At 35.8% G+C, this 15,994-nt stretch carries 15 protein-coding genes; 10 read left to right on the top strand and 5 right to left on the bottom strand.

The annotated features are described in order from the left end of the window. Nucleotides 1-18 precede the first annotated feature (18 nt). The 4 genes from IPN41_04515 to IPN41_04500 all read left to right on the top strand — a co-directional run bounded on the left by IPN41_04515 (nucleotide 19) and on the right by IPN41_04500 (nucleotide 6,003). Entirely contained in the window at nucleotides 19-2,292 is a 2,274-nt protein-coding gene (locus IPN41_04515) for a hypothetical protein (protein ID QQS60343.1), read from the top strand. A 273-nt stretch (nucleotides 2,293-2,565) separates the two neighbouring features. Further along, complete coding sequence (locus tag IPN41_04510) at nucleotides 2,566-3,255, top strand: hypothetical protein (GenBank protein QQS60342.1); 690 nt, start codon at nucleotides 2,566-2,568, stop codon at nucleotides 3,253-3,255. Nucleotides 3,256-3,259: 4 nt separating this feature from the next. Next, entirely contained in the window at nucleotides 3,260-4,396 is a 1,137-nt protein-coding gene (locus tag IPN41_04505; GenBank protein QQS60341.1) for a hypothetical protein, read from the top strand. Between the two features lie 845 nt (nucleotides 4,397-5,241). Then, nucleotides 5,242-6,003 carry a tryptophan-rich sensory protein gene (locus tag IPN41_04500; protein ID QQS60340.1) on the top strand — a complete coding sequence of 254 codons (762 nt, stop codon included), beginning with the start codon at nucleotides 5,242-5,244 and terminating at the stop codon, nucleotides 6,001-6,003. Between the two features lie 60 nt (nucleotides 6,004-6,063). Here the strand turns inward: IPN41_04500 and IPN41_04495 are convergent, their stop codons facing one another. After that, nucleotides 6,064-6,777: a hypothetical protein gene (locus tag IPN41_04495; GenBank protein ID QQS60339.1), complete on the bottom strand. Its 714-nt coding sequence runs from the start codon at nucleotides 6,775-6,777 to the stop codon at nucleotides 6,064-6,066. A gap of 297 nt (nucleotides 6,778-7,074) precedes the next feature. On the opposite strand from IPN41_04495, the gene IPN41_04490 reads away from it, so the two are divergent. Genes IPN41_04490 through IPN41_04470 form a run of 5 tightly spaced genes read left to right on the top strand, consistent with a single transcriptional unit; the run spans nucleotide 7,075 to nucleotide 10,811 of the window. Then, nucleotides 7,075-7,290, top strand: a complete 216-nt coding sequence (locus tag IPN41_04490; GenBank protein ID QQS60338.1) for a DUF2892 domain-containing protein — start codon at nucleotides 7,075-7,077, stop codon at nucleotides 7,288-7,290. Next, nucleotides 7,277-8,767 carry a phytoene desaturase gene (gene crtI, locus IPN41_04485; protein ID QQS60337.1) on the top strand — a complete coding sequence of 497 codons (1,491 nt, stop codon included), beginning with the start codon at nucleotides 7,277-7,279 and terminating at the stop codon, nucleotides 8,765-8,767. The genes IPN41_04490 and crtI overlap by 14 nt, the downstream gene beginning before the upstream one ends. Continuing rightward, nucleotides 8,764-9,972 (top strand): AarF/ABC1/UbiB kinase family protein, encoded by a 1,209-nt coding sequence (locus tag IPN41_04480; GenBank protein ID QQS60336.1) that lies wholly within the window; start codon nucleotides 8,764-8,766, stop codon nucleotides 9,970-9,972. The genes crtI and IPN41_04480 overlap by 4 nt, the downstream gene beginning before the upstream one ends. Before the next feature lie 36 nt (nucleotides 9,973-10,008). Continuing rightward, complete coding sequence (locus IPN41_04475) at nucleotides 10,009-10,464, top strand: hypothetical protein (protein ID QQS60335.1); 456 nt, start codon at nucleotides 10,009-10,011, stop codon at nucleotides 10,462-10,464. Nucleotides 10,465-10,496: 32 nt separating this feature from the next. Then, nucleotides 10,497-10,811 (top strand): DUF2834 domain-containing protein, encoded by a 315-nt coding sequence (locus IPN41_04470; protein ID QQS60334.1) that lies wholly within the window; start codon nucleotides 10,497-10,499, stop codon nucleotides 10,809-10,811. Between the two features lie 66 nt (nucleotides 10,812-10,877). Here IPN41_04470 and IPN41_04465 read toward each other — a convergent pair whose 3' ends face one another. The 4 genes from IPN41_04465 to IPN41_04450 all read right to left on the bottom strand — a co-directional run bounded on the left by IPN41_04465 (nucleotide 10,878) and on the right by IPN41_04450 (nucleotide 14,656). Continuing rightward, a complete protein-coding gene (locus tag IPN41_04465; GenBank protein QQS60333.1) occupies nucleotides 10,878-11,156 on the bottom strand; it encodes a winged helix-turn-helix transcriptional regulator in 279 nt (92 codons plus the stop codon). Between the two features lie 85 nt (nucleotides 11,157-11,241). Next, nucleotides 11,242-11,802 (bottom strand): cob(I)yrinic acid a,c-diamide adenosyltransferase, encoded by a 561-nt coding sequence (locus IPN41_04460; GenBank protein ID QQS60332.1) that lies wholly within the window; start codon nucleotides 11,800-11,802, stop codon nucleotides 11,242-11,244. Continuing rightward, nucleotides 11,799-14,099 (bottom strand): ribonucleoside-triphosphate reductase, encoded by a 2,301-nt coding sequence (locus tag IPN41_04455; GenBank protein QQS60331.1) that lies wholly within the window; start codon nucleotides 14,097-14,099, stop codon nucleotides 11,799-11,801. Before IPN41_04455 ends, IPN41_04460 begins: the two co-directional genes overlap by 4 nt. Beyond that, a complete protein-coding gene (locus IPN41_04450) occupies nucleotides 14,096-14,656 on the bottom strand; it encodes a hypothetical protein (GenBank protein ID QQS60330.1) in 561 nt (186 codons plus the stop codon). The genes IPN41_04455 and IPN41_04450 overlap by 4 nt, the downstream gene beginning before the upstream one ends. A 153-nt stretch (nucleotides 14,657-14,809) precedes the next feature. Between IPN41_04450 and IPN41_04445 the strand changes: the two genes are divergently transcribed. After that, nucleotides 14,810-15,946: a quinone-dependent dihydroorotate dehydrogenase gene (locus IPN41_04445; GenBank protein QQS60329.1), complete on the top strand. Its 1,137-nt coding sequence runs from the start codon at nucleotides 14,810-14,812 to the stop codon at nucleotides 15,944-15,946. Nucleotides 15,947-15,994: the final 48 nt, after the last annotated feature.

The raw sequence follows: 15,994 nt of genomic DNA, 5'->3' as shown, positions 1-15,994 counted from the left end.
GTATTATTGTAAATATATATGAAGGTCAATTTTATCATGAGTAAACGGAGGAAAATAAAAGTAATTTTTTTACTTTCAATGTTCATGTTCAGTTTTGGCTATAATTCACAAGCTATTTTGACTATTCCTACAGTAACAATTAATCAAAAATCAGGTCAGGCTGACCCAACTTCCTCAGTGCCAGTGATTTTCAGAGTAGTTTTTGCAACAGCTATTAATCTTTCCACTTTCACTATTTCAGACATTAATACCTCGCAATCTACAGCGCCAGGCGTAACAGTTGAATCTATCACAGAAGTTGCCCCATTTAATAACAGAAGTTTTGATGTTGCGATTTCAGCTACTGGCAGTGGGACAATAGTTGCCACTATCCCTATATCAGAATTGATTTTTACACCAAGTATTTTAGGAACAACAGACTCAAATCCACAGGACATAACGTTCGATAATTTAGGCAATCTTTATACAGTAAATCTTTCTAGTGACAGTGTTACGAAAATTACGCCTGGTGGTGTTTCTTCAGTTCATGGTACAACCGGCACCTCTCCAGCTGATATAGCCATTGATAGTAGTGGAAATATTTATACTGCAAACTCTGGCAGTGATGATGTCACAAAAATTACCCCCGGTGGTGTTTCCAGTATTTTTGGAACAACAGGATCAAATCCACTAGGGATAGCGATTGATATTAACGATAATATTTATACGGCCAACTCTGGCAGTGATAATGTTACAAAAATAACCCCAGGTGGTGTGTCGTCGGTTTTTGGTACAACCGGCTCATCCCCGAGTGATATCATTATTGATAGTAGTGACAATATTTATACTGCCAACACGGGTAGTAATAATGTTACAAAAATAACTCCTGGTGGTGTTTCCACTATTCTTGGAACAACAGGTACAAGTCCACTAGGAATAACGATTGATAGTAGCGACAATATTTATACGGCCAACTCTGGCAGTGACAATGTTACAAAAATAACCCCGGGTGGTATGTCGTCCGTTCTTGGTACAACCGGCTCATCCCCGAGTGATATAGACAGTGACGGTCTAAATGTATATACATCTAACACTGGTAGTAATAACGTTAGTAAAATAACACAGGATGGTGAATCGAGCATTATTGGAATAACTGGATCTAACCCACAAGGAATAGATGTAGTTAGTAATGCAATTATCTATACTACTAACGGTGGTAGTGACAATGTTACAAAATTTTCGGGTGTACCAAATGGATACGGCGGTGTATTAAACCCGTCTAATGGTATATTTTTTTCTAGTGACTCCACTGATAATTCTATAGCTTATATAAAACCTAGTGGAGGATCGATTATTTTCTCTAACCCTCCTCGCATTCCTGAAGGTGGGCTTGTTGTTCAAATAAACAACGGTGCTATAAGTACTAGCTCTCCAGATGTAGTGCTTTCATTTAATACTGGTCCGGATATAACTCATGTAGTAGTTTCAAATTCAGTTGATTTTTCTAACACTAATCTTGAACTATATTCTCCTACTAAATCCTGGAATGTATGTTCTATTGGTGGATCTTCATTAGTCTCACCCTGTGCTTATGGTTCAAAAAATGTGTATGTAAAATTCTATACTTCCTCAGGGGGCTCAAGTGCTATTTTATCCGCAACTATTAACTATCAAAGTACAGAGATTTCAGTGGTTGAAAATCAAACTCCGACCGTTATTCAAAATCCCCCTATTGCGCCTGATGAACCACTTGAGTCGTTTAATTTTTCCAATAATAGTTTGTATAACTTATTAAAAGGAAAAATTTTACTTAAAGTTGATGATTCGGGTAAAGCCTATTATGTCCATCATCGTGATAAAAAAATATTTTACTTAGGTAGACCGAATGATGCCTTTGAAGTAATGCGTCAACAAGCAGTGGGTATTTCCAATGCTGATCTTAAAAAAATTCCCGTTGGTGTGGCTTCCATGAGTGGTTTGGATCAAGATAATGATGGGTTAACTGATATCTTAGAGGATGCTTTAGGTACTGATAAAACAAAAGCGGATAGTGATGGTGATGGCTATGTTGATAGGATTGAAATAGAAAATAGCTATGACCCACTTGGAATAGGCAAACAAGTATTTGATCTAAAATTTGTCAAACAACACTTGGGTCATTTTGTTCTCCAAGTTGAAGGAAAAGGAGAGGCATGGTATTTAAATCCTAATGATAGTAAACGCTACTTTCTTGGTAGACTGACTGATGTTTTCAATATTATGAAAAAAATGTCCTTTGGGATAACAAATGAAGATTTTAATTCACTCTTCTAAGCTCATAAATTTCTGCTAGATAGAAAAACCCGATTCACAACAAAAGAGTTGGGTTTATTCATTGATAATTTTTTGCTCACTAAAGCCCTCAAAAGGTTCTTAAGTTTTCATCTTTTCGACTATGTGTTTATAACAGGTATTATTAAATATGCTTTGCCGTATAAAAATTATATCTCATTAATGTTTTTTGATTTTACTAAGGTTACATATTCTTCTAAAAGTGATAGTATATAAATAATATGATCCCTTGTAGGGGTTAATTAAATTTAACATATGAAGCAAATAAAAAATTTATTTGTAAATACTAAAGTTATCGTATTTTCAGCTTGTGCTGCAATATTTCTTTTTGGCTTTATGGTCGTGCAGGCGGGAACAACCATAGGCAATGATATTGCTACTGCCGGCACTTTGCTTGTAGAAGGAGTTACTTCGTTGAAAGGTGATGTTAGTGTCCATAATGGAAACTTTGTTATTAAGCGTCAGAATAATACAGAATATGTTGGTATTGGAACTAATAATCCAAGCCAAAGTTTAGAAATTTATCAAGGCAATCTAAGATTCAGTGGCGTAATGAACCCTGATATTCAATTAGGTCCTGATGTTGCTTTTCTTAATATTAGAAAGTATGACGATGGGACTTCTTTTCTTGCTTTGAGTGAAAGATTAATTAGCGCTTCAGCCCCTGGGGGAGCTTTTTCCTTTTCAACCGTTGGAGATTCATATATTAATGCCGCTAATGGCGGTATGTATGAGGCACGGTTTGGTGTTGGGACATCAACACCAACTCAACGATTAGAAGTAAATGGAGGGATAAAATTAAATACAACCACATCAAGACCATTGTGTGATTCTTCGGTACGTGGAACATTTTGGTTTACGCAAGTTGATGCCGGGGGTCCAGACTCTGTTACAGTTTGCGCAAAGGATGGTAGTGGATCCTATGCTTGGCGAGTAATTTACTAAATATATGCGACGTCTTAGCTTTTTACTAGTTGGTATTTTAGTTATAATACCAAGTTTTGTGTCGGCATCTTTTACTGCCAATAGTAATATTACTATTTCTAATATTACACTTGATTCTGGAACAACCAGTCTTATTATTTTTTCTGGCTCTACTTCGAACGATATGTCTGTTAATAGTGGACAGCTTTTTGTTACCAACCCGGGAATATTTAAAGTTGGTGCTAATACTACAGCTGTTAAATCTTTTAAAGTTAAAAAAAGTGGCTTGGTTGTTGTGTGTTCAAATAATACTACCCCAGGAACGAGCTATGTAACTTTACCGACAGAAGCTGCCGTATATATAGTAGAACCAGTCACAACTGTTTGTTCAACAGAGATTGTGATTCCAAGTTGTTCTGCCGTTACATATGGAGAGTGGGGAGCTTGTTCAGCCGGTACCCAAATTCGTTCTGTAGCTACGCGCACTCCAACTTCTTGCACATTGACCACCAATCAAACAGCTCTTTTATCTCGAACCTGTAGTATTACTCCAACACCAACCCCTCCAGTTATTGAAGTTACGCCAACTCCGGCTTCTCAACTTGAATCAAGGGCGATCAAGAATGTTGCGTTATATAATCGTTTGAAGGGAAACATTCTTTTAAAAACTGAAGATCTAGGAAAAGCCTACTATGTCCATCCAAGTAGTAAAAATATATATTATTTGGGACGTCCCCATGACGCTTTTGTAATTATGAGAGAGCAAGGTGTTGGAATTACAAATAATAATTTAAAAAAAATAACAATTGGTGTTGAACAAATGTCCGGAGCGGATCAAGATGGCGATGCTTTATCTGATTTATTTGAAGATGCAATTGGTACTAATAAGAATAAGGCTGATTCCGATGATGATGGTCATAGTGATAGAACAGAACTATTAGGCAACTACAATCCTTTGGGAGCAGGAAAATTATCAGTAGATACAAATTTTATGAAAGCTCAACGCGGTCGAATATTACTTCAGGTTGAAGGAAAAGGCGAAGCTTGGTATATAAATCCAAAAGATAATAAGCGATATTTTCTCGGCAGACCAAGTGATGCTTTTTATATTATGCGAAATGTAGGGATGGGTATTTCCAATACTGATTTTAATAGTTTGTAAAACTGTAAACTTGATAAAATATTATTTTTATTTTTTATGTAGTTTTCGACTTAAAACTATAGACAGTTATAATATTATTTTTAAAAAAAAGAGCCAGATATATTGCTATATTTGGCCTTTGTTTTAAGAGCAAAATTTTTTTGTCCCTGATTCTTGCCTCCTCTTGAGGAGGCTACATACTATCTTTATATTTCAAATCTGTGAATTCTTTTTTGATACCTTTTATTAGCCCATAAAGCAAAAAAATTGCATATAGAGAAAAAGGTACTTCCCAGAATATGCTGAGAGTTTCATTAAAAAGAAAAAACAGGAAAATACAAATTTCCATTATCAAGAACGAAATAAAGAAGCATGATGTTCCAATAATAAAAGAGTTTTCAAAAATCCATCTAAGACCAGTTTCCTCTTTCGATCTTATAGTTCCTCTAAATATTAGGACTAATGTTACTGCCCATTGGTAGAATACAATTGTTATTAAAACAATAAGCATAATGATGCCTAATGCAATAACAAAAGTGAGCTCCTCGGCGTGATTATTTCTCAAATAGAGGCTAAAGATCTTGATAAAATAGGATACGAGAAGATATTCGACATATCCCAATCCTAAGTTGATCAAGAACATAAAAAGGCTTCTGTATCTTTTGATTGATATTGCGATTTCATTGTAAAAGTCCATTATTTCATTCCTTTCATTTAGTTTTTTTATTTTGACTATAGATTAAGATGATCTAATGTATTTGTCAAATCCAAAGAAATTTGGATTCTTATACTATTAAGAACGCAGCTAATTGACTTTTACCTCAAAAAACACCAGACTTAAGGTAGTATTACACTAATAAAAATATATGAAAGGAATATTTCTCAAGATCTTTGCAACCATTGCTTATATTGCTATGGTTGTAGTTAATTTTCTAGCTAACGGACTGCCAATTAATAATCGTTCAACAGGCGAAATTTCTGATGCCTATCCTAACCTTTTCGCGCCGGCTGGTCTGACATTTTCTATTTGGGGTTTAATTTATCTGTTACTAGTAGGATATGTAGTTCACCAATTTATAAAAAGTAGTCAAAAGAAGGAAGAACTTTTAAATAAGATTAATCCGCTTTTTATTGCCACCTCTATAGCAAATATTTCTTGGATATTTAGCTGGCACTATGATTATATCGGACTTTCAGTGATGATCATGGCAGTACTCTTAATTCTTCTTATTAAGATTGCTGATATTATACGCACGCAAAAATTTAGTTTTATAGAAAAAATATTTATTTGGGCTCCTTTTAGCATCTACTTTGGTTGGATCACTGTGGCGACGATTGCCAATGTTACGGTATTTTTAGTGAGCACTGGCTGGAATGGATTTGGTATGGCCGATTATATTTGGACAAGTATTATTTTGTTAGTTGGTGCACTTATTGGAATAGTACGGATGAATAAAGATAGAAATATTGTTTATGGTTTAGTTCTGGTATGGGCTTATCTTGGTATATTACTTAAGCATCAATCGGCCGGTGGTTTTGCTGGGCAATATCCAAACATTGCTGTCACCGTAATAATCTGTTTACTTTTATTTATATTTTTTATTTTGAGAATTATGTATAAAAAATAAATGACCCCGAAGTTTCGGAGCCATTGTTTAGAATATTCTAGTTTTTTCACTTTTCTCGTGTCAGAAATTTTCAAGCGACCCATCATAAGTTATTACTTGATTGTTTTTTTCCAACGAAGCAATAATTTTATTTATCCTTTCCTGATTTAAGTAAGATATATCGGAAAGCGGTTCTTCATTGTCACCTTGAAGCGACTCAACATAAAGTGAATTAACTAAATCATTTTCTTTGTTTTCACCTTTTTTCATTACCTCATTATATGTATCTAATGAAATTTCAAGAAGGTCTCTGACAGCGGAGCATGCCTCATCTCTTGATAATGCAGGCGGACAATCACATATAATCTCATGCTTATTTTTTGGACCAAGAGTTATAACAAAGCCATAATTGGGTGGATCATCATCATTAGCGAAAAGACAAATTGCTAAATCTGAGGGATTGCTGATTATTTTTAGATGAGAGTGTAGCGAAAGAAACATAGCAAATCTTTTTTTGCAATGTTTTTTTCTGAAAACTCGATCTGGCCCAATAATGTCTTTATTTTTTTCCAAATATTCGGCAAGATCTTTTTTATTTTGGGCTCTCAGGGCAGAGATGACATCGTCAGTTGAGACTATGTAGAAATCATTATTGTTTTTGCCGACCTGATTTGTTGTGCTTGTTAGTGGTAATTTTGCTCCTAGCCAAGATTGACTTATTGTTTTAGGAACAATTCCAATAGGAACTTGTGTTATTTCTATAAACTCTTTAATAAACTCTTTAATCTCTTTCATGATTATTTATTTAAGTTTGGAAAATGTTAAAGTTCTAGCCTTAGATTAGATAAAATTTCTTAAAATGTCAAATATAGATGTCCTGCTTTTTTAGATGGCTTTACCGTCTTCGGCATATGATTATGTGCTAATTATAGGTATAATTTTAGTATTTTTCTCATTACTAATAGTAGAGTCAATTATAATATGTTACCTTATAATTCCCAGCATTAGTTAAAACTGAACTTAAATTCAGTTTTTGCTTATCTTATCTATTTTGACTATCTGTGTTATTATAATGATTGCTTAATTATATATATGAAAAAAAACATTGGTTCAGTTGATCGTTATTTGCGTCTAGCTATGGGTGTTGGGTTATTGTTACTAGCTCTATTAGCCCCTTTTTCGCTGGAATTGCGGGTAATTACTGCCTTACTAGGTGCTTTCACTGTTTTTGAAGCACTCGTGGGTTGGTGTGGTTTTTATGCTTTAATTGGTAAAAATACTTGTCCGATACAATATGAAAAAAAATAATTCTCAAAAAAAGGTAATTGTTATTGGTGCTGGTCCTGGAGGGCTGTCTTCAGCAATGATTTTAGCTCATCAAGGGTATGAGGTTGTGGTCTATGAAAAACAAGCACAGGTTGGTGGTAGGACCTCAGCTCTTAAGGCAGGTGATTATATTTTTGAAGTGGGGCCAACATTTGTCATGTTGCCTCAGGCTTTTGAAGAAATATTTGCGGCTGCCGGTCGGAAGGTTGGAGATTATTTGGAGATGAAACGTCTTGATACAATGTACCGTTTAAATTTTGATGATGGTAGAAATTTTTTGGTGCATTCTGATAAAGAGAAACTAAAACAGGAAATTATTCGTTTATTCCCCGGCGATGAAAATGGTTATGATCGATGGTATAAGGCAGAAAACCGAAAATTTAACCTTATGTATCCTTGTCTTAAAGTACCGTATATACGTTGGTATCATTATTTTAGACCAAAATTGCTTAAGGCGTTACCGTTTATGCAAAACTTTACTTCCTTGTATAAAGTGCTGTCTAAGTATTTCAAACACGAAGATATGCGTATTGTTATGACGTTTCAAGCAAAGTATCTTGGCATGTCACCTTGGAATTGTCCGGGTTCGTTTTCAATCCTATCTTTTATGGAACACGCTTTTGGTATTTATCATCCAATTGGTGGCGTTCATAAAATTACTGAAGCCATGGCCAAGATTGTTGAAGAAGAGAACGGCAGAGTGGTATTGAATAAACCAGTCACACAGATCTTGATAGAAAAAGGTAAAGCGGTTGGTGTTCAGTTTGCAGATGGTTCGGTTGATCGATCTGATTATGTTATTATGAATGCCGACTTTGCAGCTGGTATGACTCAATTAATTCCTGAAGCTGCACGTGGAAAATGGACCGATGCCGAACTTAAAAAGCGATCATATTCTTGTTCAACTTTTATGCTCTATTTGGGCTTGGATATCAAATACGACATTCCTCACCATAACATTTTTTTTGCCAAGGATTATCATCGCAATGTTAATGAGATATCCAATAAAGTTTTACCCGATGATCCTTCATTTTATATTCAAAATGCTTCAGTAACTGATCCAACTTTGGCACCAGCCGGTAAGTCTACAATTTATGTGCTTGTTCCGGTTCCAAACCTTGATGCACCAATTGAATGGGATGCGATTAAGAAAGAATATCGTGATAAAGTTATTAAAAAGATTGCTGAGAAAACAGAGATGCATGATATTGAGAAGCATATTGAAGTTGAGCGTGTTATTACGCCAAAAGACTGGGAGCAAAAGATCAATGTTTACAAGGGCGCCGTTTTTAATTTATCTCATACTGTTGGGCAAATGCTTTATTTGCGACCACATAATAAATTTGAGGATATTCCTGGGCTATATATTGTTGGTGGAGGTACCCATCCTGGTAGTGGATTGCCAACCATTATTGAGTCAGGTCGTATTGCGGCTGATCTAATTTCAAAATCAGTATGAATACGTTACAGTCGCTTTGGCTTATTAAAGAGTTATATTTTAAAAAAGGCTTACCTGACTTAAATAAGATTCAATCACTTGGTCTATTGGCTGTGAAAATAGGGCAAATTCATGCTCTGCGATTGGATTTTTTATCACCGGAAAAATGTCAGCATTTGTCTACATTGTATCGAAGCAATAATCCGATTTCGGTTGAAGATGTTAATGCGCTTATCAAAGAACAAGGGGGAGATACTTTTAGAAATAAATTTTCTCAGATTGATGAGAAACCATTAGCCACAGCCTCAGTTGGACAAGTGTATAAGGCGACACTTTTGAATGGTGACTTGGTGGTAATTAAATTTATCAAAGCACGATTCAAGGAACGTTTTGAAGAAGATGTTCATCGCGTCAGGAGATTTTTTAAGATTGTATTATCGCTTTACCCTAAATTAAAAAAAGTTGGTAATCCGATTGGGATTCTTAATGATGTTGAGGAATATACAATTGCTGAATTGGACTTGCGCAATGAAGCCCGGGGTGGAGAACTATTAAAGCAGATTGCTTCCGAGTATGCTGATACGTTTGATCTTTCTATGCTCTCCTTTCAAAAACAATATTCTGAACTAACAAGCGAAAATGTAATGGTCTCCGGATTTATTAATGCGCCGAGTGTTGATGAATTACTTACCAAAGGTTTGTTCTCATATGATGACATGCTCAAGCTCTTTTATATTCAAGGCTTTTATATTTTTATTGCTGGTAAGTTTCACGGCGATATTCACCCAGGAAATGTTTTATATGATGGCCAGACATTTTATTTTGTAGACACAGCTTTTGTCGGGCAAGTTGGAGATAGAATACGTAAAGGACTTTTCTATTTCTTTGAGGCACTGTCACGTTATGATTATCCCGAGTGTGCTCATTGGCTTAATGAAATGGCTGATAAACGCCTTGAGGGGGCAATTTTTCAGAAGTTCACCAATGATTTTATTGATCTCTATAAAGACTATACCAACAGTACTGTTAGTCAGGTGTCACTTACCAAGCAGATGATGTTGACGATTAAGCTTGGTGTTAACTCTGGGATGGAATTTGAGAAAGGTATTTTTTCAATTATCCGCAGTCTTATGTATCTTGATGGTATGGTTTTGAAGTGTAATCCGAATGCAGTCTTAGTTAAAGATATGCGTCGTTTTCTAGTAACATACAAAAGTGCTATTTAGAAAAATGTAGTAGCTAATTCATCTTTGCTTCCTTATATGATGTTTAAAACAAATCTACTACTACCCTGGAAGATTGAGCGCGTTTTTGAGGCACTAAATGCTCCGTCAATGATGCAGAGGGTAGCTTGGCCACTGGTTGTTTTTAAAGCAGTTAAGCCGGCAGAGTTTCCTGAGCGTTGGCAGAATGGTGGTAATTATCGTATGAATATGTTTCTGTTTGGTTTTTTGCCCCTTGGTTGGCAAGAGCTTTCTATACAATCCAGTTGGACTGACGCTGGAGCCGTCCTTATTGATAGCGGACCCGGTTTTTCCATTAAACTCTGGGACCATCGTGTTGTATTAAGCAAGGATGAAGAAGGAGGTACTCGTTATGATGAAACTCTTGAACTTACTACCGGACTTATGGCGCCAATTATTTGGCTTGGAATGAAGGCTTTATTTGCCTGGAGAAAACATCGGTGGATGACGATAACAAAGAAAGAAGTAGCCTAATTTAATGTACCTAATAATTTATTTTTATCTATATGAAATATCTGTATCTTTTTTTGGCACTTTTAGGAATAATTTTGCCCTACTCTCAGTTTGTGCCCTGGACAATGGTTAACGGAATGGACTTGGTAAAAATGGGACAAGCTATGTTTGTAAACCAGATTGCTGCTGGGATTGCCCTTGATGCATTACTAGCGGCGGTTGTTTTGATTATATATATTTTAATTCAGCAAAAGAAAAATCCCCTTACATATTTTTGGGTGCCAATTGTTGGGAGTTTTATTTTTGGCTTGGCCTTTGCATTTCCTTTTTATTTGTATTTGCGAGAAGCATCAACAGAAAATAAGTAGAAAATTAAGAGAGATAGTTTCAGGTAAAACTATCTCTCTTGTTGTATATAAAATTTTTTCAATAATTTAAATTAATTTTTTCTCTCGACGTAGACGATGCAAAATAGCACACGGCTCAATGATATTTGCGTCAATAATAGTATAAAAAACATTTAAGCCTTTTTTTCGAGTTCGGACAAGATGACTATGTCTAAGTAAGGCTAAGTGTTGCGAGAGATTAGCTTTTGGTAGTCGGGTAATTTTTAGTAATTGCTCAACTGAGAGTTCACGATGTTTTATATTATTAAGAATCTCTAATCGTTTTTCATTAGCGAGGACTCTATATATTTTGGCATTTCGTTTCAAAAGCGATTTTTGGTAAAACAGGTTTCATATTATTAGTTTAGGCAGTTTCAATATATTGAAATTATAGGTTGCATCACAATTAAAATCAAGAATTGTAGGTCGGTGATTTTTCCGTAATATCTTCGGCTTGATTAATATAGCGGACGAGTACATATAGAAGACTAGATAATCGATTAAGGTAGGCAGTTAGTACAGTGTAATTACTAAAATTATGTCCTTCATGAGCTTTAATAAATATTCGTTCGCATCGTCGAGCAATTGTTCGAGTAATATCAAAATATGAACTTAAAACACATCCACCAGGCAGGAAAAAACTTTGTGCTGGAGTTAGGGATTTACCGATCTCGTGTATCAATCTTTCAATTGTTTCAAGGTCAGAGTGGGTTAATGCTTTCTTGGACCCGGCAATTTCAGCTTGAATAATAAAAATATGTTCTTGGGTTTGTTCAAGTATACTTTTGATCAGTTCTGAATATTTGGTCTTAAGATTTTGGCAGTATGCCTTACATAAACCAAGCCAGGAGTTAAGTTCATCCAATGTTCCTAGCAAATCAAAGATGGGGTCATTTTTGGGAAGGCGCTGAGATATTTTAAACAAACCACTTGTTCCGTCATCACCTTTTCCAGTAAAAAAAGACTTTATCATAATTCACAACTGCCACTTGTACAGGCAAGTTCACGTTTCATTTCAGTTTCATCCTCAGCTTCATAAGAGACAATTTTCGCAAAATCAATGCCTACAAATTTTTGCTTCATAGTTTCATATCGTTGTTCGTCAATTTCTTCATACGGAGCTAATTGGTAGACGTGATTGGAACGTGGTAAAAATGAAAGACCACCAACAATATCCCAATTTTCATAAACCCAGTTGGCTACACTAATCCATTCATCTTCACCCACAGAAATAGTTACTGAAGGGTTATGTTCTGTATAGTGTAGTTTTACAACTTTCCAATATTCTAGTAGATCAAGCGCTGAAAGATTATTTTTATAAATTGATCCAGCTGGTGATTTTACTGGAAAACTAAAAACATATGTTGTGGCTGTTTCTTCGGATTGACCAATTTCTGGTTGATAGGGAACTCCTTGATCACGAAGCATTTTGAATAAAGCATCAGTGGCGGAAATTCTAACGCGACGAATATAAAACGGCGCATGACGAGGATGCATACCCGAAGCACAGTCTACTAATTGAGAAACTGTGCCTGAGGGTTTAACACAGGTAATACAGGTTGATGCTTTCATATTAAAGCGTTTTGCAAATAGACGATTTGATCGGATTGCTTCTTGCTTAAGAGTTTTTAGAATTTCCTCTTGTCGAATAATTGGAGAATCCCATTGACCAGTAATTGAAACTCCTAGTAATCTTTCAGCCTCACAATTTTGTTGCCATTCTTTTGATAAATATGGAAAATGTGTCAGAGAAGATTGGTAAGTTCCGATTAAAGTTGCTAGACGAATTTTTTTTAGTAACGTTGCTCGAGTATCTTCAGTTCGGACTACAACTTCGGATAAATTGCAGAACTGTTTTGATTGAAGAATAATTTCTCCACAAGGATTAGTTCCAATTAAACCAATAATAGTAGTACCTGAAATATCAAAATAGCCTTTGTGTTTTTTGAGAACTTTTATACGACGACTTGGAAGAGTTTTTGCTAAAGATCCGCGATTAAAAATACCTCGTTCTCCAGAACCAGACTTTGCAAGCGCCATCCACTCTTCCAAGAATTCTTCACTAGAAGATTTATGAGTATATACGGCTGAATTATTAGCCAAAGATCGTTGCGGTTCAGTAATATAGAATTGGCCTTTTTTCGCATCACGAATATCTTGGTCATCAAGATCTGATAATGAAATCATGGCACTGCGACGTACTCCACCAGATACTACGCAGTCACCAATCATGCAGATAATATCGTGTAGATCAATATTTCGTAGACGTTTACCTTGTCTACTCATTATTTTTCGTCGTGTAAATTCTAATAATCGTTGTAATGGCTCGGGTCCGGAACTTTTGCCTCCCATAGTCTTCAATCGTGCACCGGCGGGACGAAGATTTGAAAAATCAAAATCAATATCAGCCCCATCAGCCCAGGTGCGCATTCCAAGGACAAGGGCATTAGCCCAACCTTCTTTACTATCAGCCACAACATGGAGTTTTAATTTTTTCCCGTTTTGAATTTCAATTTGAGGAAATCGTTGTACGTTTTGGCTTTCAACTGACCAGCCTACACCTGTTCCACACATTGAAATATACATAATTTCAGCCACATCTTGGAAATTTTGTGGAGCGATATATGAACAATTATAGGCACAGACATTTGTCTTTCGAGCAGCTGGACCAGAAAATTGCAATAGTCGCATTGAAGGCATTACTTCTTGTTTCAATATTGCCTCACGAAGCTCGTTGTATTCACTAGGTTTAAGTTTATTACCAAGATTTTCTTGCATGAAAGAAATATACCGATTAACTGTCTCTACCCATGTTTCTCGTCGTCGCTCAGTTTCAATCCAGCGGGCGTAGGTTCGATAGTATATAAATTCAGCTAAAGGATTTTTAAAGTATTTTTTACTTTCGGCCGCTAATTTTTTTACGTGTTCTGGAATAATGCCTTTGTGGCGACGAGATTTTGTTCGTTCTTGACGGTATAAGATAAAAGCTTTAGCTACTTGATGAAAACCTTGAGTCATCAATGCTTCTTCAGTTATATCTTGAACTAATTCAACGGTTGGTAGAAAATTTTTGTCTTGTGAAATTTTTTTTAAACGAGCGAGGTCAGTAAGAACATGTTTGGCTATTTTTTTTGGAAATCCATCAGCGGCTTGACCGGCTGCTATAAAAGCTTTTACAACTGCTTGTTCAATTCGGGTACTATCAAAATGAACTACTCTTCCATCGCGCTTTTTTATATTTTCAATAGAGCCACTAAGGATTTTTTTCATATATTTGAATTTGGCTGAACGAATAATTTTTTTAAATTAGCTATTTCAAAGTGAGGATTGGTTACTACCCAGCGATATATGGCTGGGCTAATTAAGGCACTAAGGGTCACGTTTCCAATAAGGTGGTATGCGGTAAAAGGGATTTGACCAATTAAAGCTGATTGAAATGATTGACCAAAAAATAATGGTCCAATTGTTAATCCCGTGATGGCGTCATAGATCAAAGTTGCGTAGATTGCATGAACTGCATATTGTAAAGATGTTCCAGAGCGATGTTTAAAATACCAAGCGGAAAAAAGTGCTAAGAAGCCATAGCAACCAGCTGTAATCACCGTCCAGATTCCCATTTTTCCAGTAATGAAATCATAAAGGGCAATATTTACAAAGGCAAACAAAAAACCAATAATAAAGCCGAACTGTTTTGTGAAGGGGGTCTGGACGGCTAAAATTGGTTCAATGTTAGGGGGACGAAAGGGAATTAAACGTAACAAAAATGAAAGTGTCCACCCAATTAGGAATTTAAACCAACTATTAGAAGTTGAGGGCGTGACAGACATAGAATTTTATGTTAGTTTATTAGTATCGAAACAGTGAAACTATTATAGCAAGCAAGAATGCATCAGTCGAGGATATTTTTTAGGCAATAAAAATGGACATTTTAGAAGTTATACACAAGCACTTGTGGTTGCATTTGAAATGAATAACTATATATGGAATTTTTTTTTCGTCTACGTGCTTATCTTTTTTCAATAGTATATCGTGGTTTTCTCAAGCCCTTGTTTTTTTTGCTAGATCCGGAAAAAGTACATGATAGCATGCTCGCTGTTGGTTTTTGGCTAGGAAACTCAATCATTGGCAGGAAATTAACCCGCCTAGCCTTTCTGTATCAAAACCCAAAGTTAAGTCAGACGATTAAAGGAATTTTTTTCTCAAATCCGATTGGTTTGGCGGCTGGATTTGACAAAGATGGACGATTAACCCAAATTCTCCCAGAAGTTGGTTTTGGTTTTGCGGAAATTGGTTCCGTGACTGGACGCCCTTGTGTGGGGAATCCTGGTCGGCGATTATGGCGCTTAAAAAAATCAAAAAGTATTGTAGTTAACTATGGTTTGAAGAACGTCGGTGCCGAAGTTATATCAACGGCCTTGTCTGAACTAACATTTAAAATCCCTATCGGTATTAGTATTGCTAAAACGAATATTGTTGCTACCACTGATGAGGTTCTTGGCATTGCTGATTATGTTCAAGCCTATACATATTTTGCCGAGAAGACTGTTGGTGATTATGTTACCATTAATATCAGTTGCCCAAATACCTGTGGCGGACAGCCCTTTCTTAAACCAGATGCCTTATCACGATTGTTAGCTGCTTTATCGGATGCTCGTTTAAAATATCAGGATCAAAGGCCATGGTTTATTAAGCTAGCGGCTGATATTTATCCCGCTATGCTTGATGGTATTATTGACGTTGCACGAACCTATCAAATAACGGGTTTTATTTGTTCAAATGTAACAAAAAATCGTCACAATAAAAAAATAAAAGATCATGATGTTCCGGATAGCGGTGGTCTGAGTGGTGCGGTTGTTAAAGATCTTTCAACTAATTTAATTTCTTATATTTATAAGAAGACGGGTCGGGAGTTTATTATTATTGGCTGTGGCGGCATATTTTCCGCAAATGATGCGTATGAAAAGATAAAAGCCGGCGCTTCTTTACTGCAGTTAATTACTGGAATGATTTTTCAAGGACCACAACTTATTGCTCAAATTAACCAAGGTTTAGTAGATTTGTTACGTCGAGATGGTTATACTTCAATTGAACAGGCTGTTGGCGCAGATTTCAAATAGTCTATAAAAAGTTAAAATTTCAGTGCAGTATGTATTTATAATTTTCTA

This window comes from Candidatus Falkowbacteria bacterium (assembly GCA_016699775.1).
GTDB lineage: Bacteria > Patescibacteriota > Patescibacteriia > Patescibacteriales > Patescibacteriaceae > Patescibacterium > Patescibacterium danicum.
This window is presented reverse-complemented; position numbering and strand designations above follow the sequence as displayed.

Coding starts and splice junctions, on each gene's coding strand:
- IPN41_04455 (QQS60331.1), bottom strand. CDS start 14,099: ATGAAAAAAATCCTTAGTGGCTCTATTGAAAATATAAAAAAGCGCGAT.
- IPN41_04470 (QQS60334.1), top strand. CDS start 10,497: ATGAAATATCTGTATCTTTTTTTGGCACTTTTAGGAATAATTTTGCCC.
- crtI (QQS60337.1), top strand. CDS start 7,277: ATGAAAAAAAATAATTCTCAAAAAAAGGTAATTGTTATTGGTGCTGGT.
- IPN41_04445 (QQS60329.1), top strand. CDS start 14,810: ATGGAATTTTTTTTTCGTCTACGTGCTTATCTTTTTTCAATAGTATAT.
- IPN41_04450 (QQS60330.1), bottom strand. CDS start 14,656: ATGTCTGTCACGCCCTCAACTTCTAATAGTTGGTTTAAATTCCTAATT.
- IPN41_04460 (QQS60332.1), bottom strand. CDS start 11,802: ATGATAAAGTCTTTTTTTACTGGAAAAGGTGATGACGGAACAAGTGGT.
- IPN41_04495 (QQS60339.1), bottom strand. CDS start 6,777: ATGAAAGAGATTAAAGAGTTTATTAAAGAGTTTATAGAAATAACACAA.
- IPN41_04505 (QQS60341.1), top strand. CDS start 3,260: ATGCGACGTCTTAGCTTTTTACTAGTTGGTATTTTAGTTATAATACCA.
- IPN41_04480 (QQS60336.1), top strand. CDS start 8,764: ATGAATACGTTACAGTCGCTTTGGCTTATTAAAGAGTTATATTTTAAA.
- IPN41_04515 (QQS60343.1), top strand. CDS start 19: ATGAAGGTCAATTTTATCATGAGTAAACGGAGGAAAATAAAAGTAATT.
- IPN41_04510 (QQS60342.1), top strand. CDS start 2,566: ATGAAGCAAATAAAAAATTTATTTGTAAATACTAAAGTTATCGTATTT.
- IPN41_04475 (QQS60335.1), top strand. CDS start 10,009: ATGATGTTTAAAACAAATCTACTACTACCCTGGAAGATTGAGCGCGTT.
- IPN41_04500 (QQS60340.1), top strand. CDS start 5,242: ATGAAAGGAATATTTCTCAAGATCTTTGCAACCATTGCTTATATTGCT.
- IPN41_04490 (QQS60338.1), top strand. CDS start 7,075: ATGAAAAAAAACATTGGTTCAGTTGATCGTTATTTGCGTCTAGCTATG.